This is a genomic window from Streptomyces sp. NBC_01433 (genome assembly GCF_026340105.1).
GTDB lineage: Bacteria > Actinomycetota > Actinomycetes > Streptomycetales > Streptomycetaceae > Streptomyces.
Map to the genome: position 1 here is coordinate 1,803,774 of NZ_JAPEPM010000001.1, position 19,899 is coordinate 1,823,672.

General features: G+C 71.9%; 19 protein-coding genes. 11 read left to right on the forward strand and 8 right to left on the reverse strand.

Going from position 1 to position 19,899, the window contains the following annotated elements:
• Positions 1-53 precede the first annotated feature (53 nt).
• Together OG413_RS08070 and OG413_RS08075 are read left to right on the forward strand one after the other, a co-directional pair.
• Positions 54-1,079: a 1-phosphofructokinase family hexose kinase gene (locus tag OG413_RS08070; protein WP_266803856.1), complete on the forward strand. Its 1,026-nt coding sequence runs from the start codon at positions 54-56 to the stop codon at positions 1,077-1,079.
• A 79-nt stretch (positions 1,080-1,158) separates the two neighbouring features.
• Positions 1,159-2,007, forward strand: coding sequence for a class II fructose-bisphosphate aldolase (locus OG413_RS08075; protein WP_266803857.1), 849 nt, complete (start codon positions 1,159-1,161; stop codon positions 2,005-2,007).
• A gap of 112 nt (positions 2,008-2,119) precedes the next feature.
• Here OG413_RS08075 and OG413_RS08080 read toward each other — a convergent pair whose 3' ends face one another.
• Both OG413_RS08080 and cdgB read right to left on the reverse strand, forming a co-directional pair.
• Complete coding sequence (locus OG413_RS08080) at positions 2,120-3,088, reverse strand: CBM35 domain-containing protein (RefSeq protein WP_266803859.1); 969 nt, start codon at positions 3,086-3,088, stop codon at positions 2,120-2,122.
• Between the two features lie 143 nt (positions 3,089-3,231).
• The gene (gene cdgB, locus OG413_RS08085; RefSeq protein ID WP_266803860.1) at positions 3,232-4,887 is read right to left on the reverse strand and encodes a diguanylate cyclase CdgB; all 1,656 of its coding nucleotides are present in this window, start codon (positions 4,885-4,887) and stop codon (positions 3,232-3,234) included.
• 381 nt (positions 4,888-5,268) lie between these two features.
• Between cdgB and OG413_RS08090 the strand changes: the two genes are divergently transcribed.
• Positions 5,269-5,775: a flavin reductase family protein gene (locus tag OG413_RS08090; protein ID WP_266803861.1), complete on the forward strand. Its 507-nt coding sequence runs from the start codon at positions 5,269-5,271 to the stop codon at positions 5,773-5,775.
• Between the two features lie 91 nt (positions 5,776-5,866).
• Here the strand turns inward: OG413_RS08090 and arfB are convergent, their stop codons facing one another.
• A complete protein-coding gene (gene arfB / locus OG413_RS08095) occupies positions 5,867-6,301 on the reverse strand; it encodes an alternative ribosome rescue aminoacyl-tRNA hydrolase ArfB (protein ID WP_266803863.1) in 435 nt (144 codons plus the stop codon).
• Positions 6,302-6,486: 185 nt separating this feature from the next.
• Here arfB and OG413_RS08100 point away from each other — a divergent pair, with 185 nt between their 5' ends.
• From OG413_RS08100 to OG413_RS08110, 3 genes are all read left to right on the forward strand, one after another.
• Positions 6,487-7,062 carry a TerD family protein gene (locus tag OG413_RS08100; RefSeq protein ID WP_073718690.1) on the forward strand — a complete coding sequence of 192 codons (576 nt, stop codon included), beginning with the start codon at positions 6,487-6,489 and terminating at the stop codon, positions 7,060-7,062.
• Positions 7,063-7,233: 171 nt separating this feature from the next.
• Positions 7,234-7,770: a GNAT family N-acetyltransferase gene (locus OG413_RS08105; RefSeq protein ID WP_266803866.1), complete on the forward strand. Its 537-nt coding sequence runs from the start codon at positions 7,234-7,236 to the stop codon at positions 7,768-7,770.
• A gap of 139 nt (positions 7,771-7,909) precedes the next feature.
• Positions 7,910-9,496 (forward strand): M4 family metallopeptidase, encoded by a 1,587-nt coding sequence (locus OG413_RS08110; protein ID WP_266803868.1) that lies wholly within the window; start codon positions 7,910-7,912, stop codon positions 9,494-9,496.
• An 85-nt stretch (positions 9,497-9,581) separates the two neighbouring features.
• Here the strand turns inward: OG413_RS08110 and OG413_RS08115 are convergent, their stop codons facing one another.
• The 4 genes from OG413_RS08115 to OG413_RS08130 form a co-directional block, all read right to left on the reverse strand.
• Positions 9,582-10,976, reverse strand: a complete 1,395-nt coding sequence (locus OG413_RS08115; RefSeq protein ID WP_266809983.1) for a M1 family metallopeptidase — start codon at positions 10,974-10,976, stop codon at positions 9,582-9,584.
• 105 nt (positions 10,977-11,081) lie between these two features.
• Entirely contained in the window at positions 11,082-12,317 is a 1,236-nt protein-coding gene (locus OG413_RS08120) for a YncE family protein (RefSeq protein ID WP_266803870.1), read from the reverse strand.
• Positions 12,314-12,910, reverse strand: a complete 597-nt coding sequence (locus OG413_RS08125) for an ankyrin repeat domain-containing protein (RefSeq protein ID WP_266803872.1) — start codon at positions 12,908-12,910, stop codon at positions 12,314-12,316. The genes OG413_RS08120 and OG413_RS08125 overlap by 4 nt, the downstream gene beginning before the upstream one ends.
• 80 nt (positions 12,911-12,990) lie before the next feature.
• The gene (locus OG413_RS08130; protein ID WP_266803874.1) at positions 12,991-13,548 is read right to left on the reverse strand and encodes a heme-binding protein; all 558 of its coding nucleotides are present in this window, start codon (positions 13,546-13,548) and stop codon (positions 12,991-12,993) included.
• Between the two features lie 483 nt (positions 13,549-14,031).
• On the opposite strand from OG413_RS08130, the gene OG413_RS08135 reads away from it, so the two are divergent.
• The 3 genes from OG413_RS08135 (at position 14,032) to OG413_RS08145 (ending at position 16,592) form a co-directional block, all read left to right on the forward strand.
• Positions 14,032-15,303, forward strand: coding sequence for a sensor histidine kinase (locus OG413_RS08135; RefSeq protein WP_266809985.1), 1,272 nt, complete (start codon positions 14,032-14,034; stop codon positions 15,301-15,303).
• Positions 15,300-15,941 (forward strand): response regulator transcription factor, encoded by a 642-nt coding sequence (locus OG413_RS08140; protein ID WP_266803876.1) that lies wholly within the window; start codon positions 15,300-15,302, stop codon positions 15,939-15,941. The genes OG413_RS08135 and OG413_RS08140 overlap by 4 nt, the downstream gene beginning before the upstream one ends.
• 153 nt (positions 15,942-16,094) lie before the next feature.
• Positions 16,095-16,592 (forward strand): hypothetical protein, encoded by a 498-nt coding sequence (locus OG413_RS08145; protein WP_073718696.1) that lies wholly within the window; start codon positions 16,095-16,097, stop codon positions 16,590-16,592.
• 96 nt (positions 16,593-16,688) lie between these two features.
• Here OG413_RS08145 and OG413_RS08150 read toward each other — a convergent pair whose 3' ends face one another.
• On the reverse strand, positions 16,689-17,378 hold the full coding sequence (locus OG413_RS08150) for a pentapeptide repeat-containing protein (protein ID WP_266803877.1): 690 nt from the start codon (positions 17,376-17,378) through the stop codon (positions 16,689-16,691).
• Between the two features lie 111 nt (positions 17,379-17,489).
• Here OG413_RS08150 and OG413_RS08155 point away from each other — a divergent pair, with 111 nt between their 5' ends.
• Positions 17,490-18,683: an NAD(P)-binding protein gene (locus OG413_RS08155; protein WP_266803878.1), complete on the forward strand. Its 1,194-nt coding sequence runs from the start codon at positions 17,490-17,492 to the stop codon at positions 18,681-18,683.
• A 159-nt stretch (positions 18,684-18,842) separates the two neighbouring features.
• Positions 18,843-19,844 carry a zinc-binding dehydrogenase gene (locus tag OG413_RS08160; RefSeq protein WP_266803880.1) on the forward strand — a complete coding sequence of 334 codons (1,002 nt, stop codon included), beginning with the start codon at positions 18,843-18,845 and terminating at the stop codon, positions 19,842-19,844.
• Positions 19,845-19,899 lie beyond the last annotated feature (55 nt).

The window sequence follows — 19,899 nt, forward strand, 5'->3', positions numbered from 1 at the left end:
TTCTATCAAGGCGGCAAAGGGCCGAGGCACCAAAGGATGGGGGGTCGGCGCGGATGATCCTGACCGTCACGCTGAACACCGCACTCGATGTGACGTACGCCGTTCCGGCACTCGTCCCGCACAGCAGCCACCGGGTGGGCGAGATGTCCGAACGCCCCGGCGGCAAGGGTCTGAACGTGGCCCGGGTGCTCTCCGCGCTCGGCCACGAGACGGTGGTCACCGGGTTCGTGGGCGGCTCCACCGGGGCTGTACTGCGCGAGCTCCTGGCGGAGACGGGACACGCCGGAACCGGAGCCTCCGCCGCCGGAGCCGGTCCTTCCGCCGAAGCCGGAGCCGGGTCTTCCGCCGAAGCCGGAACCGCTGCCATGGCCCCGCCCCCGCGCGACGCCCTGGTCACCGTCGCCGGGAACACCCGTCGCACGCTGGCCGTCGTCGACCGCTCGACCGGCGACACCACCCAGTTCAACGAGCCGGGACCACAGGTGAGCGCCGGTGAATGGGCCGCCTTCCTCCGGACGTACGAGGACCTGCTCAGCGGAGCCGACGCGGTCGCCCTCTGCGGCAGCCTGCCGCCCGGCGTCCACGTCGGCGCGTACGCGGAACTGGTCCGGCTCGCCCGCACCGCCGGGGTCCCCGTGCTGCTGGACACCAGCGGCGAACCGCTGCGCCGCGGCATCGCGGCCCGCCCCGACCTCGTCAAGCCGAACGCCGACGAGCTGGCCCAGCTCACCGGCGCCCGCGAACCGCTGCGCGCCGCCCATGACGCCCGTCGCCACGGCGCCCACAGCGTGATCGCGTCACTCGGGGCGGACGGCATGCTCGCCGTCACCCCGGACGGCGCCTGGCGGGCTTCCCCGCCGGCCGCCGTACAGGGCAATCCGACCGGCGCGGGCGACTCGGCGGTGGCCGGACTGCTGTCCGGCCTCGCCGAGGGCCTGAGCTGGCCGGACCGGCTGACCAGGGCGGTGGCACTGTCGACGGCGACCGTGCTGGCCCCGGCGGCCGGGGAGTTCGACGGCCCGGCCTACGCCGGGCTGTTGCCGCGCGTCGGCGTCGAACGCCTCGCGCCCGCGGCCTGAACCGCGCGGGCCGGGACGACGCCGCGGACGCGACGCGGGAGTCCAGCACCACTCAGCACAACAGCAAGCAGGGGGCATCATGCCGCTCGTCAGCACCGGTGAACTCGTCTCGGCCGCACAGGCCGAGGGCCGCGGGATCGCCGCCTTCAACGTCATCACGCTGGAGCACGCCGAGGCCATCGCGATGGGGGCGGAGCGCGCCGGAGCGCCCGCGATCCTCCAGATATCCGAGAACGCCGTCAAGTTCCACGGCGGGCTGCTCTCCGCCGTCGCCGCCGCGGCCGCCGCCGTGGCCCGCGCCTCGACCGCACCGCTCGCCCTCCACCTCGATCACGTCGAGTCCGTCGAGCTGCTGCACCGGGCGCACGGGGAGGGCTTCGGCTCGGTGATGTTCGACGCCTCCAAGCTCCCGTACGACGAGAACGTGAAGGCCACCGCGGAAGCCGTCCGCTGGGGCCACGAGCGTGGCCTGTGGATCGAGGCGGAGCTGGGCAAGGTCGGCGGCAAGGAGGGTGAGGCCCCGCTGGACGCCCACGCCCCCGGCGTCCGCACCGACCCGGCCGAGGCCGCCGCGTATGTCGCCGGTACCGGGGTGGACGCCCTGGCCGTCGCGGTCGGCTCCTCGCACGCGATGACCGAGCGCACCGCCGCCCTGGACCACCCCCTGATCACCCGGCTGCGCGACGCGGTCCCGGTCCCCCTGGTGCTGCACGGCTCCAGCGGCGTCCCCGACGCGGAGATCCGGCAGGCGGTGACCTCGGGCATGGTCAAGATCAACGTGGGCACGGCCCTGAACACCGCGTTCACCGGCGCGGTACGGGCCCACCTGGCCGAGCACCCGACGGGCGTGGACCCGCGCAAATACCTCGTCCCGGCTCGCGAGGCGATGGCCGGGACGGTGGCGGGTTTCCTGCGGCTGATGGGCTGACGGGCTGATGGGCTGACCGGACATGAAACGGCGCCGCCTCCGGCCCCGTGTCACCACGGCTCGATCGCCGCGGTGACACGGGGCCGGGGGCGGCGCCGCGGAACGCTCGGGACTACTTGGGCGGGGTGACCTCGACCCAGTCGAGGATCACGTTGCACTGATTGCCGTCCTCGCACGAGATCTTGATCTCGTTCTCGCCCTTCTGGAGGGTGACCGGCGCCCAGGTGGTCTGCCAGTTCTTCTCCCAGTTCGCGTCGGAGGACTTGATGAAGTTCTTCAGCCCGATCGGCTGCGAGTTCGCCTTGCCGTTGACCGTGAGGGTCGCGAAGGCGTCCACCGCCGGAATCGCGTAGCGCACGGTCAGGGCGTACTCACCGGAATCCGGCATGTTCGCCTTCCAGGTCGCCGAGGCGCCGACCTGGTTGAAGCCCGTGATGTACGTGCCCCCGGCGCCCTGTGCGCCCTTGACCGTCTTCTCGGTCAGGGCCGAGCCGCCGAGCGTCAGCGTCGCCGCGTCCTGCTTCGGCAGTTCGGCCGACTCCTCCGGCTTCTTGGGATTCTCGGTCTTCGGGGATTCCTTGACCTCACCGGTGGGACCGGCCGACGATCCGGCCTCGCTCTTCTTCTTGTCACCGTTGTCGCCCGTCGTCAGGACGACGCCGATGCCGATGAGCACGACCGCGACCACGGCGACCGCCACGATCAGCAGGGCCTTGGTGTTGGGGCCGCCACGGCCCGGACCGCCGTCCCTGCCGCCCTGACGCGGGACCTGGGAGGTGGGCGCGCCACCGGGGTAGGTCTCGGGGGCCGCGTACTGCGCGTTCGGCTGGCCGTAGTGCGGCGGGGCCTGCTGGCCGTACGCCTGCTGCTGATGCGGAACCTGCTGCCCGTACTGGCGCTCGCCGACGGTCCGCACCTGGTTGTACGAGGTTCTGGGCACGCCGGGCTGCGCGGCCGGGCCGGGGTAGCCGTAGCCGCCCTGACCGGGCGGCTGGGCTCCCGCCGCTTGTCCGTCCGCGTACAGGTAGCCGAACGGATCGTCGTCCTCGGGCTTGCTCGCGCCGTTGTTTCCGGCCGTCATCCCTGGGTCACTCCTCACCATGTCGCCAGCCGTCGCCGACCGGCCGAGCCTACCTCGAACGGAGCACCCGCCGAATTTGCCGTCACCCCACCGGTGCGGTACCGCGAACCGGTCCGGGCACGGGAGAGACCGTGCCGTGAACGTCAGCCGGCCCTGCGGTGAACCTTCGACCGGGACCGCTTCTCCACGTACATCCGCTGGTCGGCGGAGCGCAGGACCTCTTCCACCGTCATGCCGCACTCGGCCCATCCGATACCGAAGCTCGCCCCGACCCGGACCGCCCTGCCGTCCACCCGGATGGGCGGAATAATGGCATTTCGCAGGCGTACGGCCAGGTCAGCGGCGTCTGCGGCGCCCAGCCCGTCCGCGAGCACGACGAATTCGTCACCTCCGAGCCGCGCGACGGTGTCCCCGTCGCGCACACAGGTGCTGAGCCGCCGGGCGACCTCGATCAGTACGGCGTCCCCTGTGTGATGCCCGAAACGGTCATTGATGGACTTGAAGCCGTCGAGGTCGCAGAAGAGGACAGCGAGCCCCTTCGCCCCGTCGTCCTTGTCCGCGTCCGGTGCCGCCGTGTGCACATGGTGGTCGTACGGGCCACCGCCCGGCACCGGGTCCGTCTCGTAGCCGTCGGGCTGGAAGCCGTGCGTACGGGAGGTCTCGACATCGCCGTACGCCGCGTCCAGCGCCTCGATCGCCGTGGTGGCGGTGGAGTGCGGGCGCTCACAGATCCGGGCGCTGAGCCGGGACTTGAGCTCGGCGCTGTTGGGCAGCCCGGTGAGGGCGTCGTGCGAGGCGCGGTGCGCGAGGTTCAGCTCATGGCGCTTGCGCTCCTCTATGTCCTCGACATGGGTGAGCAGGAAGCGGGGGCCGTCCGCGGTGTCGGCCACGACGGAGTTGCGCAGCGAGACCCAGAGGTACGTGCCGTCCCGGCGCCCCAGCCGCAGCTCGGCCCGGCCGCCCTCGGCCGACGTACGCAGCAGGGTGCCGATGTCCTCGGGGTGGACCAGGTCGGCGAAGGAGTAGCGGCGCAGTACGGAGGCGGGGCGGCCCAGCAGCCGGCACAGGGCGTCGTTGGTGCGCAGCAGCCTGCCGTGCTGGTCCCCGCCCATCTCGGCGATGGCCATACCGCTGGGGGCGTATTCGAACGCCTGGCGGAAGGACTCCTCGCTGGCCCGCAGTGCCTGCTGTTCCCGTTCGAGCCTGACCAGCGCGCGCTGCATATTTGCTCTGAGGCGAGCGTTACTGATCGCAATCGCTGCCTGTGATGCGTACATCTGGAGGGCTTCGCGCCCCCACGCGCCGGGGCGGCGACCGTTGCGGGGGCGGTCGACGGAGAGAACGCCCAGAAGATCCTGCCCACCGCCGGACGCGTACATCGGGGCGTAGAGCCGGTCCAGGGGATGCCACTCGTCCTCGAACCGGGGCTCGGGCCCCTCGGTGTGCCACTGCGGTACGTCGTCGTCGAGGAGGACCCAGCCCTCGGTGTGCGGTATGAACCGGAGCTCGTCCCAGGCCTCGCCCATGGTCAGCCTGCGTTCCCACGAGGAACGGGAGCCGACGCGTCCGGTGATCAGGGCTTCGGCCGCGGAATTGCCCGCGAAGGCGGCGATGACGAGGTCACCATCGGGCCGGACGAGGTTCACACAGCCCAGTTCGTAGCCGAGACCGGCAACGATGCCGTCGGCCACTGTCTGCAGCGTGTCCGCCAGACTCCGCGCCGTATTGAGATCAGCGACGGCCTGGTGCAGCTGCCGCATGGTCGCAAGACGAACGTACGGTTCCGACTCGGCCTCCATTGCTCGCACTCCCCGAGACCTCGACAGCAACTCCAGGTTTCATATCGACGTACTACTTGCAGTGTCACGCTCACTGAATCACAGTGAGCTGTGCACCCGGTACACAGGGTCAACAAATACTGCACTCTGTGACTCAAGTCACAACAGGTGGTGAAGGGTTGGCAGTGACTCTTCGAAGTCGCCCATCGTTTTCTTGAACGCAAATCCTTACGTTGCAGTGGCCCCCGCCACGCCGTGGAGCCCCCCGTGGTTCCGGAGTCCTAGGACCCGGCTGGTCCCCTGGCCCGATGCGGTCGCCCGGCGCTCACGGCTAGCGTGCCCCGTGTGTTGCAGACAAAGCCCCCCGCCCCGCGTCCCGAGCCCGTCCCCCATGCTGAGGGGGTGAGCAACGACGAGTTCCGTGCCGCCCTCGCGCGGCTGGCCGCAGGAGTGGTGCTGGTCACCGCGCAGGAGCCACCGCTCGACGAGCACGGCCGGGGTGAGGACGTCGGTATGACGGCGACGGCCTTCATGTCCGTGTCCCTGGACCCGCCCCTGGTGCTGGTGAGCCTGCGCAACGACTCCCGGATGGACGACCTGCTGTCGGAGCAGCCGCTGTGGGCGGTCTCCGTACTGGCGGGAAGCCAGCGGCACATCGCGGGCCGGTTCGCCATGAAGGGCCGGATCAGCGACCGGCTGCTCTTCGAGGACATCCCCTACCTCCGGGGAGAGGTGACGAACGCGCCGCTGGTCGGCGGAGCGCTCGCGACACTGGAATGCCGTACGGAACAGCGCGTCCTGGCCGGTGACCACACGCTGGTGATCGGACGGGTGCTGACGGCGACCCTGCCGAGCGCGGACGGCGACCCGCTGGCGTACTTCAAGGGTCGCTACCGCCAGCTGGACTGACGCCCACCGGACCGGCGCGCGCACCCCATGGGCCGACGCCCACCCGGACCGGCGCGCGGAGCAGCTCGTCGGCGCCCCCGCCACCGGCCCGCTACCAGTCTCGGCCCGAACGGCCGCGCTTCGTGTCGCCGCGCTGCTTCTTCTCCCGCAGCCTGCGCTCGTTGATCCCGCGCGGGATCCGGCTCTTGCGGCGCGGCTTGGGCGGTGGCGCCGTGGCCTCGGCCAGCAGCGAGGCGAGCCGGACGGCGGCCGTCTCGCGGTTGCGCCACTGGGAACGGTGCTCGGAGGCCCGCACCGCCACCACGCCGTTGACCAGCCGGCCCGCCAGCCGCTCCAGCGCCCGCGCCTTCCACACCTCGGGGAGCGCCTCGGTCGCCGCCACGTCGAAGCGCAGCTCCACCTGGGAGTCGCTGGTGTTGACGTGCTGGCCGCCCGGCCCGGAGGACCGCGAGAAACGCCACATGAGCTCGGCCTCCGGCAGGGAGACCGAACCGCGGATGACATAGGGCCCGGACATGACACCCATGTTCCCTGCCCCACGGGCCTTCCGTCACCTTCTTTTGCCACACCCGTCCGACACATTGGGCCAGAAGTTCGGCAAAGAAAGTAAAGCGACCAGGAACCTCGTGGTCCATTGCCTGCGTTATGACGGGTGACGGTAGCTTTCGTGATGACACGAAGCCCGTACACGACGAAGGAAAGGGACTTCCCATGGCTGTAAGCCTGTCCAAGGGCGGCAACGTCTCGCTCACCAAGGAGGCACCGGGCCTGACCGCCGTTACGGTCGGCCTCGGCTGGGACGTCCGCACCACCACCGGCACCGACTTCGACCTCGACGCCTCGGCGATCGCGGTCAACCCGGCGGGGAAGGTCGTCTCCGACGGCCACTTCGTCTTCTTCAACAACAAGTCGACGCCGGACCAGACCATCGTCCACACCGGTGACAACGTCACGGGCCAGGGCGAGGGCGACGACGAGCAGATCAACGTCAACCTGGCGGGTCTGCCGGCCGACGTGGACAAGATCGTCTTCCCGGTCTCCATCTACGACGCCGAGAACCGCAACCAGAACTTCGGCCAGGTCCGCAACGCGTTCATTCGCATCATCAACCAGGCCGGCGGCACCGAGCTCGCCCGCTACGACCTGAGCGAGGACGCCGCCACCGAGACCGCCATGGTCTTCGGCGAGCTCTACCGCAACGGTGCCGAGTGGAAGTTCCGCGCGGTCGGCCAGGGTTACGCGAGCGGGCTGGCCGGTATCGCCAAGGACTTCGGCGTCAACCTCTGACGCGAACCTGACTGTTCCGCGGGAGCCCCCGGCCGTACCCCGGCCGGGGGCTCCCGTGCGTCACGGGCGGGGGCTCCCGTGTGTCACAGCCGGGGGCTCCCGCGCGTCACGGCCGGCGGCGGTACGGGTGCCTCAAGGGGACGGGCACGGCCCCCGCGTAGGGTGCGCCGCATGATCATCGAACCGCTGGGCCTCGACACGGTGACCCACGGCATCCCCGGTCCGCTGCTCACCGAACTCTCCGCGCTCTACGCCTCCAACCGGGCGTTCCACCAGCTCAGCGGCGACTTCCCGGACCCGGACGACGTCCGCCCCGAGCAGGTCGCCGCCGCGCTCGCCGACGACCTGGCCCACCCGGACGCCGAGGTGCTGCTCGCCCGTTCGCACGGCGCGCTCGTCGGCGTCGCCGTGACGCTCGCCCACCATCCGGACCCGGCCGACCCCGACCCCTGGATCGGCCTCCTGATGGTCGACGCCGGGCAGCAGCGCGCCGGGTACGGGCGGCAGTTGGCCGGACTCGTCGCCGAGCGGTTCCGGGCGGCGGGGCGGAACGGCCTACGGATCGCGGTCCTGGAGAACAACCCCCGCGCGCTCGCCTTCTGGACCTCACTCGGCTACGAAGTCATCGGCCATCGGCCGGACCGTCAACTGGGCCGCCCCTGCGCGGTGCTGCGCACCTCACTGCACCCCCTCAAGTCCACCGAATAGCGGACACACATGGACCCCAGTCGGACAAGAACTGGTCAAAAACTTGTGAGGCAATTGTCGGCACACCGTCAAAGACGGTCATTCGGTGGCACGCTCTCCGCTCGTAGTCCCCCCACAGGACGACCAACGGAGAACTCTGATGACCCTCCACATGAACACCCGTCGTGCCGCGACCCTGGCAGCAGTGGCCGCCATGGTGGTCGCGGGCGTGCAGGCCGGTTCGGCCGGCGCCGCCCCCAAGACCGCGGACAACGGCGACTCCTCGTCCCGTACGGCCTCCGCCTCCGCGCTCGGTGTGAACACCGCGTCGCAGCGCGGCACGGCCATCAAGTCCGCCCAGGCGGGCGCGGCTTCGGCGGCCGACTCCCTCGGGCTCGGCAGCCAGGAGAAACTGATCGTCCGTGATGTGATCAAGGACGCCAGTGGCACGGTGCACACCCGCTACGAGCGCACCTACGCCGGACTGCCGGTCCTCGGCGGCGACCTCGTCACCCACATCGCGAGCAACGGCAAGCTCAAGGGCGTCGACAAGGCGACCAAGGCCCCGATATCGGTGCCGTCGACCACGCCGAAGGTGAAGAGCGCCGCCGCCGCGCGCAAGGTGATCTTCGCGGGCAGCGGCAAGCCCGTCCTCGCGTTCGAGACCGTGAAGACCGGCGTGCAGAAGGACGGCACGCCCAGCAAGCTGCACATCATCACGGACGCCCTCACCGGCAAGAAGCTGCACTCCTTCGAGGCCATCGAGACCGGCGCCGGCAACAGCCAGTACAGCGGAAAGGTCGAGCTGAGCACGACGCCGGGCGGCTCCGGCTTCGAGCTGACCGACGGCGACCGCGGCGGCCACAAGACGTACGACCTCAACCAGGGCGAGGACGGCACCGGCGACCTCGTCACCGACGACGACGACACCTGGGGCGACGGCACCGGCAACGACCGTCAGACCGCCGCGGTCGACGCCCACTACGGCGCCGCGAAGACCTGGGACTTCTACAAGTCCGCGCTCGGCCGCGACGGCATCGCGGGCGACGGCAAGGCCGCGTACTCCCGCGTCCACTACGGCGACGCGTACGTCAACGCGTTCTGGGACGACAGCTGCTTCTGCATGACGTACGGCGACGGGGCCGACAACAAGAGCGCCCTCACCGCCCTCGACGTCGCCGGTCACGAGATGAGCCACGGTCTGACCGCGGCCACCGCCAACCTGGACTACGTCGGTGAGTCCGGCGGCCTCAACGAGGCGACCAGCGACATCCTCGGCACCTCGGTGGAGTTCTTCGCGGACAACACCACGGACGTCGGGGACTACCTCATCGGCGAGAAGATCGACATCAACGGCGACGGCACCCCGCTGCGCTACATGGACAAGCCCAGCAAGGACGGCGGCTCGGCGGACTACTGGGACTCCAGCGTCGGCGACCTGGACGTGCACTACTCGTCCGGCGTCGCGAACCACTTCTTCTACCTGCTGTCCGAGGGCAGCGGCGCCAAGACCATCAACGGGGTCGACTACGACTCCCCGACCTCCGACGGCTCGACGGTCACCGGCATCGGGCGCGAGAAGGCCTACCAGATCTGGTACAAGGCCCTCTCCGTCTACATGACGTCCTCCACCGACTACGCGGCCGCGCGCGTCGCGACCGAGAAGGCGGCGACCGACCTGTTCGGCGCGGACAGCGCCGAGCTCAAGGCCGTGGGCGACGCCTGGACCGGCGTCAACGTGAAGTGAATCAGTGCGGTAGTGCGGTAGTGCGGTGAAGTAGTCAACCGCTGTTCCGCAGCTGGTGAGTGCGGTGACGTGTGGTGGGAGCCGGTCAGCCCTCGGGCGGCCGGCTCTCGCCGTACAGCCAGGTGTCCCACAGCTCCGTCAGGTCCTGCCCGCTCTCCTTCTCCACGTACGCGACGAAGTCCTCGGTCGACGCGTTGCCGTGCCGGTGCGCCTTCGGCCATCCGGCGACCAGGTCGAAGAACGCCTCGTCGTCGTCCATGGCCAGCCGGATCTCATGGATGACCATCGCCCCGCGCCCGTACACCGGCTGCTCGGAGATGTCGGCGGCCGACGGCGGTTCGGCCGGCGGGAAGGCCCAGTTCTCGTCGTCGTCGAACGCCTCGTCGAAGCTGTCCTGGGCCGGGGTGTCCTCGAAGTCCTCGCTCCAGAGCCACCCCGCGTACGTCGCGAACCCCTCGTTCAGCCACATGTCCTGCCAGGTCGCGGGCGTGACGGAGTTCCCGAACCACTGGTGGGCCAGCTCGTGGACGAGGAGCCCGGTGTCGGGCGGGCCAGGGAAGAACGGCCGGTTCTGGGTCTCCAGTGCGTACCCGGCATCGTCCTCGCGGTCGATGATCACGCCGGTGGAGGTGAAGGGGTACGGGCCGAAGTTCTTCGCCGCCCACTCCATGACCTCCGGGAGCCGGCCGAGCGCAGGGGCACTCGCCTTCGCCACCTCCGGGTCCACGGCCGTGAACACCTCGATGCCGTCCGGGGTGACCGACTCCTTCGTCTCGAACTTCCCGATGGCGACGGTGGCGAGGTAGCTCGCCATGGGTTCCGGCGTGTGCCAGCTGTACGTGGTGCGATCGCCTGTCGTACGGCGGGCGGCCAGTTCTCCGTTGGAGACGGCCGTCAGCCCCTTCGGCACGGTGACCTCGACGTCGTACGTGGCCTTGTCGCTCGGGTGGTGGTTGCCGGGGAACCAGGCCATGGAGCCGGTCGGTTCGCCGAGGGCCAGCGAGCCGTCCGCGGTCCGCAGCCAGCCCTCCTCCGACTCGTCGGCGTCGGTGATGGTCTGCGGGGAGCCGGAGTAGCGGACGACCGTACGGAACGTCCGGCCCTCGCGCAGCCGGTCCTCGACATCCGCGTCCGGGCGCAGCGTCAGTTCCTTGCCCGCCCGGTTGACGGCGGCCGGGCGGCCCTCGACGGTGGCGCTCTCGACGTCGAGCCCGGCGAGGTCCAGGTGGAAGGCGCTGAGGTCCTGGGTGGCGCGGGCGGTGATCTCCGCCGTGCCCCGCAGCCGGTGCGCGGTGGGGTCGACGTCGAGGGTCAGGCCGTAGTGCGTGACGTCGTAACCGCCGTTGCCGAGCTTGGGGAAGTACGGGTCGCGCAGCCCGGCGGCACCGGGTGTGCCCGTCACCCCGCCCGTGCAGGCGGAGACGGAGCCGAGAACGGCGAGCGCGAGCAGCAGGGCGGCCGCGGGCGTCGTGCGCCGTATCCGGGTGTGCCCTGTCGGGGCTCGCCGTATCGGGGTTCGCCGTATCGGGGTTTGTTGCTCCACACCGATGATCCTATGTGCGGAATGTCGGAGTCGGCAGGGTGATCAGAGGACGGCTATGCCCAGGGGACGTTCGCCCGCGTCGATCCGGACCGGTGCGCCGTACCCGTCCCCGTCGTCGTGGAGGTCGACGGCGGTGATGCCGTTCCAGTAGCCGTCGCGGGTGAAGCCCCCCGTGACGTACGCCGTACGGCCGTCCTTGGACACCGTCACGTCCTCGTGCGGGCCCTCCAGGGGCACGGACCGCTCCTTGCCGTCCGGGCTGCGGACGGTGAGGGAGGGGTCCTCGTCGTCCGCGGCGATCGGGCCGGTGCCGACGACGAGGAGGGTGCCGTCGGGGGCGAGGGCCGCTCCGTGCTGGTGCGTGTCGGCGGTCATCCTCTCGATCGCCACCTTTCCGGTGCGCGGATCCAGGACCGCGAGCCGTTCGCCCTCGAACGGCAGGAGCAGCTTTCCGTCCGCCGGGCGTACGACGGCGTAGTGCGGCTTCAGCCAGGAGCCGAGACCGCCCTCGGTGCCGTACGGGGCTACTTCCATCCGCCGCGGTTCCAGCGTCTTCGTGTCCACCGCCGTCACGTCGAAGGAGTCGTGGCCGGTGGCGTACACCTCACCGCCGTCGGGCGAGACATCCACGTCGAACGGGCGGCGGCCGACGGGGACGGTGCCGGTCACCTCACGGGTCGCGGTGTCGATGACCTCCAGCGTTCCGTTGCCGCCGGGGACGTTGACGCCGACGTAGACGTGCCTGCCGTCGGGGGCGAGGGCGATGCCCATCCCGCCGCCCCGGTACTCGCCGGTCGTGACCGGGCCGCTCTCCGTCTCGTACGGGACGAGTGCCAGCCGGGTCCGGGTCGCGGTGTCGATGACGGCGACCCCTTCCGCGGTCGCCACCCAGGCCCGCCCGTCCTTGCCGACGACGAGCCCGTACGGAGCGGTGCCCGCCTCCACCGTGGCGATGGGGCCGCGGCCCTCGCCGGGGCCCGGGTCGACGAAGGTCACGGTGTCGCTGCCGAAGTCGGCGACGAGGAGGGTGCCCCGGGGCGTCCTGGCGGCGGGGCCCGGGTCCGCCGGGCCGCTGGGTGCGGTGCGGGGCTCGTCCGAAGCGCGCGGGACGGTGTCGTCCGTCGCCGGACCGGCCACGCCCGTCGCGGTGTCCGTCGCGGTGTCCCTCGCGCACCCGGCGAGTACGGCGGCCGCGGCGAGGGCCACTATCGCCCGGCGTGCGGTACTGGCCCTCAGTACCGCCCGGCGTGCGCCGGTCCGGCGTCCGGGCGGTGTCATCGGTCGTCCCGGAGCAGTGCCACGATCTCCGCGAAGCCGCGCCGTTCGGCGTGGGCCAGGGCCGTGACCCCGTCGCCGTCCGGCAGACCGGGCGTCGCACCGGCCGCCAGCAGCACCTCCACGATCTCCTGGTGCGCCCGGCCGCCGTCGCCGAGGATCACGGCTTCCAGCAGGGCGGTCCAGCCGAGCCGGTTGACGTGGTCGACGTCGATGTCCGTGACCCGGAGCACCTCCCGTACGTACGCGACATGGCCGCGCTCGGCGGCGGGGATGAGCGAGATGCCGCCGAACCGGTTGCGGAGCGTCAGATCCGGACCGGCCGGAAGCAGGACGTGCAGCATCGCGACGCTTCCGGTGACTCCGGTGGCGAGCCAGGGGCTGTCCTCGCGCCGGTCCTGGGCATCCGGGTCGGCGCCCGCCGTCACCAGCAGCCGGGCCGCCCCGACATGGTCGCCGTGGACGGCGAGGAGCAGCGGGGTGCGCAGTTCCTCGTCGCGGGCGTCGACGCGCGCGCCGCCCTCGATCGCGGTCCGCACTCCGGCGGTGTCGCCGGTGCGCGCGGCGGTGAGCAGGTCGTGATCGAGGGCGTTCATGCGTTTCTCCGTACGTGGGGCGGTGGGGTTGCCGCCGCGACGGGGCGGTCGCGGCGGCGGTCGGTCACCGTAGCGGGCGGTTACCTGGCGAGGGCGGCGACGCCCGCCGCGGCGAACTTCTCGTCGAGGTCGCCGCTGGGGGCGCCGGCCACGCCGATGCCCGCCACCGGGGCTCCCTTGACCTGCGCCGGGGCGCCGCCCGCGAGGAACAGGGTGCCGGGGATGTCCTTCAGGTTCGGGGTCTGCCCCAGGCGCTTGACCAGCTCGGAGGTGGGCGCGTTCCAGGAGACGGCGGTGTACGCCTTCCGCACGGCCGACTCGGGGGACTGCGGGCCCGCGCCGTCGCCGCGCAGGGTCACGATGGTGTTGCCGTTGCGGTCGACCACGGCGACGGAGACGCGCTGGTTCTCCTTCTTCGCGGCGTCCAGGGTGGCCTGCGCGGCCTTGGTCGCGGCGGCCACGGTCAGGTGGGTGCTCTGCTGGAGGTTCCGGTCGGCGGCGTCCGCCTTGACGGCGGCGGCGGGGGCGGCGGCCGGGGTGGAGGCGTTCGCGGACATCGCGCCGAAGGTTCCGGCACCGAGGGCGGCGGCGGCAACGGCTCCGGTCAGGACGCGGGTGCGCAGCGACATCTTCTTCATGGTGGGCTCCTGGTGGCTCTGGTGACGAGGGCGGGGTGGCTCTGGTGACCGGTGGCTCTGGTGGGCGAGCGGGCCGGCCGGTGTATCGCTGTTCCGCTGTTTCGCTCTGCTATCGATCCTCCGGCCGGATCCGGGCCCGTACGGTCGGCGTACCGGCTGGAGGAGCCGCGCAGGTCGGCTGACGGCCCCATCGGCCGATCGGTTGATGCGGGGGTGGTCGGTTCGGGCCACCATGGAGAGGTCTGCGCAGGTCAGCAGCGGTCAGCCGCGGTGTTCAGCGGCAGACGGCAACAGTCAGCGGCAGGCGGCAGCGGGTCGTCCACCGGATCGTCGACGGGGAGTGCGAGGTACGAGGTGCAGCACCGCAGCGAGCCGCCGCACCCCGACCGTGCCCCGGGCGCAGACCTCAGCCGTCCTCCGGGCGCAGACCCCGGCCGTCCCCCGGGCGCAGACCCCGGCCGTCCCTCGGGCGCAGACCCCGACCTGACCGCCGCCGACCCCGACGCACGATGGTTGGCGCTTCTCATGCACGCCGCGTTCTTCCTGCTGCTCGGTGCCTCGCTCACGCGGTTCCTGATGCGGCACCCGGGCGAGGACCGCACCCCGTGGATCATCGCGCTGTCGGTCGTCCTCGCCACGCTCTACCTGGTGGGGCCGGTGCTCGGTTCACGGCCGACGCCCCGCAGGCTGACCTGGCTCGGGATTCTCGTCGTCGTGTGGATGGTGCTGGTCGTCCTCGCGCCGAGCTTCGCGTGGTGTGCGGTGCCGCTGTTCTACACGGGGCTGCGGATACTGCCGCCGCGCGCCGCACTCGCCCTCGTCGCGCTGCTGACCGCGTTCGTCGTCGCCGCACAACTGCGGCTGGCCACCGGGTTCGACCCGAATCTGGTGCTCGCCCCGCCCGCCGTCGCGGCCGTGGCGACCGCCGTCTTCGTCCATATGCGGCGTCAGGCGGTACGCCAGCGCGAACTGGCCGCACGGCAGCGCGAGCTGATCGACGACCTGCTGCGTACGCGGCGCGAACTGGCCGCCACCGAACGCCGCGAAGGCACCCTCGCCGAACGCCAGCGGCTCTCCATGGAGATCCACGACTCCCTCGCGCAGGGCCTCTCCAGCCAGCAGATGCTGCTCCAGGCCGCCGACCGCACCTGGGAGAACGACCCGGCCGCCGCCCGCCGCCATGTCCGGACGGCGACCGGTATCGCGGAGCGCAACCTCGCCGAGGCCCGCCGCTTCGTCCACGATCTGGCCCCGGCCGATCTGGCGGAGGGCGGCGGTCTGGAGGCGGCGCTGCACGCACTCGCGGCCCGCGAGACGGCCCAGACACAGGGCGCGGTCGCCGTCCGCTGCCATGTGGAGGGGACCGCGCACACCCCTCTGCCCGACCGGGTGCAGTCGGCGCTGCTGCGGATCGCCCAGGGCGCCCTGGCGAACGTACGCGAGCACGCGGACGCGACGGCCGCCGGACTGACCCTGACGCACCTGGACGACCGGGTGGTCCTCGACATCGCCGACAACGGCCGGGGCTTCAGCCCCTCGGCACCGGAGCCCCGCCCGGCGGGCGGCGTACGCGGCCACGGGCTGCCCGCGATGCGGGCCCGGGTGCGCCAGCTCGGCGGAACACTGACGATCGAGTCCGCACCGGGCGAGGGAACGGTGCTCTCGGCGGTGGTCCCGCTCACCCCCGTGCCGCCCCCTGCACCGCCCCCCGTTCCGCGGAACGTCCCGCAGAACCTCCCGGAGGAATCCGCATGACCGCTACCGCCGCGACCGTCCGCATCCTGCTCTGCGACGACCACGCCGTCGTACGCGCCGGGCTGCTCGCCCTGCTCGGCAGCGAACCGGACATCGAGGTCGTCGGCGAGGCGGGCAGTGGCGAGGAGGCGGTGGCCCTGGCCGCCCGGCTCGCTCCGGACGTCGTGCTGATGGACCTCCAGCTGGGCGAGGGCATCGACGGCGTCGAGGCCACCCGCCGGATCACCGCGGCCGGAAGCGGAACCGTTCATGTGCTGGTGCTCACGACGTACGACACGGACGCGGACATCACCCGCGCGATCGAGGCGGGAGCCACCGGCTACCTGCTGAAGGCCGAACGCCCGGAGGAACTGTTCGCCGCGATCCACTCGGCGGCCCAGGGCCGTACGACGCTCTCCGCACCGGTGGCCAGCCGGGTCATGGCCCGGATGCGCAATCCGCTGCCCACCCTCACCGAACGCGAACTCGACATCCTGGGGCAGCTGTCGCGGGGACTCGGCAACCGGGACATCGCCCGCGCCCTGTTCATCAGCGAGGCCACGGTCAAGACCCACCTGGGCCGGATCTACGACAAGCTCGGCGTCGACACACGGGCGGGCGCCGTCGCCGTGGCGAAGGAACAGCGCCTGCTGCCGTAGGCGATGGCAGTACGCGCCGACGACGGGCCGTGGGCGACGGCCGTAAGCGACGGCCGTGGGCGACGGCCGTAAGCGACGGCCGCGTCAGGCGGGGCACCCACCACTCACCCGATCGTGTCGGCCCCCCGTCACCGGGCATGACACCATCGACTCGTGCTCGACATCGGCTACTCCCTCTCCCGGCGCTTCCCGGATCCCCCGCAGACCGACTACCGCCGTGCGGACGTCCATGCCCTGCGGCACGACCTGTTCTCCGGGGACGTCTACCTCGCGGACACCAAGGCGGACCGCGAAGTATCCACAGCCTGGGGATGGGTTCCGGTGCTCGACTTCGCCTGGGCGCTGTGCGACATCGTCGAGCAGATCGACCAGGACCCCCGGGGCAACCGCTCGCACCGGCAGCAGTACGCCGAGCTGGACTTCACCGAGTCCACGGACCGGATGATGTTCGAGCGGCGCTTCGGCTGGGTCGACGTCGAGGCCGACTGGATGCCCGGCGACGAGCCCCCGCTCACCTTCAGCCACTCCCTCCTGCGCCGTGAGGCCCGCGACTTCCTGCACGACCTGATCGCCGATCTGGCCGACATGCACGACGGCCTCACCGAGAACCCCGTGATCTGGGACCTCCAGGCCCGCTTCCCCCGTATGTGACCGGCCCCGTGCCCCCGGCCCCCGCCCCGGATCCGGCCACCCGAGCGCCCCCGCGGCACGCGGCGGAATCACGCGCCCCGGCGCCCCGCGCCCGGATCACGCCTCCACCCGCACTCCGATCTGCGCCGCGAACGCCGGTGCCAGCTCCATCAGCTGGACCGGGCTGATCACCGCACCCGCCAGCCGCTCCACCCCCCGGGCGATGTCCAGCTCGGCGACCGCCCGCAGGTCCACCGACTCCATCCGCGCCGCGCTGAAGTCGGCCCGCTTCAGCACACAGTCCCGGAACTCCACCCGCACCAGCTGCGCGTCGCCGAAGTCCGGCTCGGACAGCACACAGCCCTCGAACACGACGTCCTTCAGCCGGGCCTTCCGCAGATTCAGGTAGTCGATCTTCCCGCCGCGCACCACCACCCGCTCCAGCACCGCGCCGTGCAGCTGCACCCCGCCCAGCCGCGCGTCCACGATCTCCACGTCACGCAGCGACGCCCCCGCGAGATCGGTGCCCACCCCCCGTACCCCCGTGAGCACCGAATCGATGAAGCGGGCCCTGATCAGCTCCGTACGGTCCAGGGCGCAGCCCTCCAGCGCGCAGTCCATGAAGCGGGCGCCCGGACCCGACTGGTCCGCGAGGTCCACCGCGTCGAACCGCACACCGTCGTAGTCCCCGTCCGGCTCCAGCTCCGCCCCCTCGTACGGAACGAGCGGCGGCAGCCGCACCTCCGGACGCCGCGCCGCCGCCACGGTGTCCTTCTTGCCTCTGGTCCTGCCCGCGCTTCCTGCCATGCCCCCATCGTGACGCACCCCACTGACAACGCCCCGCCCCGATGTCACAAACCACCGCCGCCCGACCGTCACGTACGCAGAAGCGCCCACAGCCAAGGGAGAAACCCAGCCATGCAGCGCATCCACGTCATCGGCGGCGGCTTCGCCGGACTCACCGCCGCGGTCACCGCCGCCGAATCCGGCGCACAGGTCACCCTCCACGAGGCCCACCACACCCTCGGCGGCCGGGCCAGGACCGCCGAAGGCCCGTACCGCACCAACGAGGGGCCGCACGCCCTGTACAACGGCGGGCCCCACTGGACCTGGCTCGCCCAACGCGGTCTCCTCGGGCCCGTCGCCGCCGTACCGCCCCTCGAAGGCGCCCGCTTCCGCTTCCGCCGCGACGGCGTCTCCCGCAGGATCCCGCCCCTCGCCATGCTCCGGCTCGCCCGCCGCAGCGCCCGGCACGCCCCCGTCGACGCGGACTACCTCGGCTGGGCCACCGGTCAGGTCGGCGAGGCAGGGGCCCGCGCGGCGGCGCACTACATGGGCGTGGCCCTCTTCCACCACGACCCCGGTTCGCTCTCCGCCGCCTTCGTCCAGGAACGCTTCCGGCGCGCAGCCACGCTCCCGCCCGAGGCGCGCTACCCGGTCGGCGGCTGGGCCCAGGTCATCGACCGGATGGCCGCCCGCGCCCGGAACCTCGGCGTACGCGTCGAGACCACCGCCCGTGTCGACGCCCCCGCCCTCGCCGCCCTGGCACGGACCGGCCCCGTCGTCGTCGCGACCTCCCTGGACGCCGCCCGTACCCTGCTCGACGATCCCGCCCTGACCTGGGACAGCGGCCGTACGGCGCTGATCGACCTCGCGGTACGGACCCGGCGGGGCGACGCGTTCGTGGTGTCCGACCTGGACGCTCCGGGCTGGATCGAGCGGTTCAGCGCCCAGGACCGCACCCTCGCCCCGGCCGGCGAACAGCTCGTGCAGGGCCATGTCCCGATCGCTCCCGGCACTCCGAGGGCGGACGGTGTCGCCCGCGCCGAGCAGCTGCTCGACCTCGGCTTCCCGGGCTGGCGCGACCGCGTCACCTGGCGCCGCGAGGCCCTGGCCGCCGGGCGTACGGGTGCGGTCGACCGCCCCGGCACCACCTGGCGGGACCGCCCGTCCATCATCCGGGGCGACGGCGTCTTCCTCGCGGGCGACCAGGTGGCAGCGCCGGGACTCCTCAGCGAGGTGTCGTTCAACAGCGGCATCGAAGCGGCGACGCTCGCACTGAAGGCCACCGAACGGCGCACGGACACCGGAGTGGACCTCAGGAGGACATGACACCGATAACGCGCATGCCGCCCATGACGCCCACGGCTCCCATGACACCCACCGCCCGCATAAGACCCGTGAACCAGCCGATGTACCGAGGTTGACCTCAAGGCCACTTGAGGTCACAGGCTGGGGGCAACCGACCGCATCCACCCCGGGGAGACCACCATGTACGCCGTCCGCCTCCACGCCTTCGGCCCCGCCGAAAACCTCACCCACGAGCCGGCCGAGGACCCTGTGCCCGGCCCCGGCCAGGTCCGGATCGTCGTGGCCGCGGCCGGCGTGCACCTCCTCGACGCCGCTCTGCGCGAAGGCATGACCGGCCCGTACCCGGCCCCGGCCGCACTGCCCACCATCCCCGGCCGGGAAGTCGCCGGAACCGTCGAATCGCTCGGCGAGGGCACCGACCCCGGCTGGCTCGGCAAGCGCGTCGTCGCGCATCTCGGCATGGCCCCCGGCGGTTACGCCGAACTCACCGTCGCCGACGCCGACCGGCTCCACGAGATCCCGGCCGGGCTAGACGAGGCCGAGGCCGTCGCGATGATCGGCACCGGCCGCACGACCCTGGGCATCCTCCGGTTCACCGAACTGGGCCCCGACTCCGTCGTCATCGTCCCCGCCGCCGCGGGCGGCATCGGAACGCTGCTGGTGCAGTACGCCAAGAACGCCGGAGCCACCGTCATCGGCCTCGCGGGCGGCCCCGCCAAGGTCGCCGCGGTCAAGGCCAACGGTGCCGACCTCGCCGTCGACTACACGCTCCCCGACTGGCCCCGCACGGTCCGGGGCCACCTGGACCCGATCGGCCGACGCGCCACCGTCGTCTACGACTCCGTGGGCGGAGCCACCGCCCGCGCCGCCGTCGACCTTCTCGGCGAAGGCGGAGCGCACATCGTCTTCGGCTGGTCCGGCGAGGACCTCCACGACGGAAAGCCGCTCTCCTTCACCCCCGAGGAACTCGCCACGCGCGGCATCACGTCCGAGAACGTGCTCGGCCCCGCCATGATCCGGAAGGGCGGCGGGCTGCGCGCCCTGGAGACCCTGGCCCTCGCCGAGGCCGCGGCCGGCCGGCTGCGGCCCGCCGTCCAGCGCTACCCGCTCGCCGAAGCGGCGGCGGCCCATCGCGCACTGGAAACCCGCGGCACGATGGGCAAGGTCGTCCTGGAACCGTAGGACGCGAAAAAGCGAAGACCGGGGAGAGCGAAGACCAGGGAAAGCACGGACTCAA

Bases quoted from the DNA above. Each gene is read 5' to 3' on its own strand.
- OG413_RS08075 (WP_266803857.1), top strand. From the start codon at position 1,159: ATGCCGCTCGTCAGCACCGGTGAACTCGTCTCGGCCGCACAGGCCGAG.
- OG413_RS08150 (WP_266803877.1), bottom strand. From the start codon at position 17,378: ATGGCAGGAAGCGCGGGCAGGACCAGAGGCAAGAAGGACACCGTGGCG.
- OG413_RS08080 (WP_266803859.1), bottom strand. From the start codon at position 3,088: ATGACGGCCGGAAACAACGGCGCGAGCAAGCCCGAGGACGACGATCCG.
- OG413_RS08130 (WP_266803874.1), bottom strand. From the start codon at position 13,548: ATGAAGAAGATGTCGCTGCGCACCCGCGTCCTGACCGGAGCCGTTGCC.
- OG413_RS08105 (WP_266803866.1), top strand. From the start codon at position 7,234: ATGATCATCGAACCGCTGGGCCTCGACACGGTGACCCACGGCATCCCC.
- arfB (WP_266803863.1), bottom strand. From the start codon at position 6,301: ATGGGTGTCATGTCCGGGCCCTATGTCATCCGCGGTTCGGTCTCCCTG.
- OG413_RS08120 (WP_266803870.1), bottom strand. From the start codon at position 12,317: ATGACACCGCCCGGACGCCGGACCGGCGCACGCCGGGCGGTACTGAGG.
- OG413_RS08070 (WP_266803856.1), top strand. From the start codon at position 54: ATGATCCTGACCGTCACGCTGAACACCGCACTCGATGTGACGTACGCC.
- OG413_RS08100 (WP_073718690.1), top strand. From the start codon at position 6,487: ATGGCTGTAAGCCTGTCCAAGGGCGGCAACGTCTCGCTCACCAAGGAG.
- OG413_RS08160 (WP_266803880.1), top strand. From the start codon at position 18,843: ATGTACGCCGTCCGCCTCCACGCCTTCGGCCCCGCCGAAAACCTCACC.
- cdgB (WP_266803860.1), bottom strand. From the start codon at position 4,887: ATGGAGGCCGAGTCGGAACCGTACGTTCGTCTTGCGACCATGCGGCAG.
- OG413_RS08140 (WP_266803876.1), top strand. From the start codon at position 15,300: ATGACCGCTACCGCCGCGACCGTCCGCATCCTGCTCTGCGACGACCAC.
- OG413_RS08110 (WP_266803868.1), top strand. From the start codon at position 7,910: ATGACCCTCCACATGAACACCCGTCGTGCCGCGACCCTGGCAGCAGTG.
- OG413_RS08155 (WP_266803878.1), top strand. From the start codon at position 17,490: ATGCAGCGCATCCACGTCATCGGCGGCGGCTTCGCCGGACTCACCGCC.
- OG413_RS08125 (WP_266803872.1), bottom strand. From the start codon at position 12,910: ATGAACGCCCTCGATCACGACCTGCTCACCGCCGCGCGCACCGGCGAC.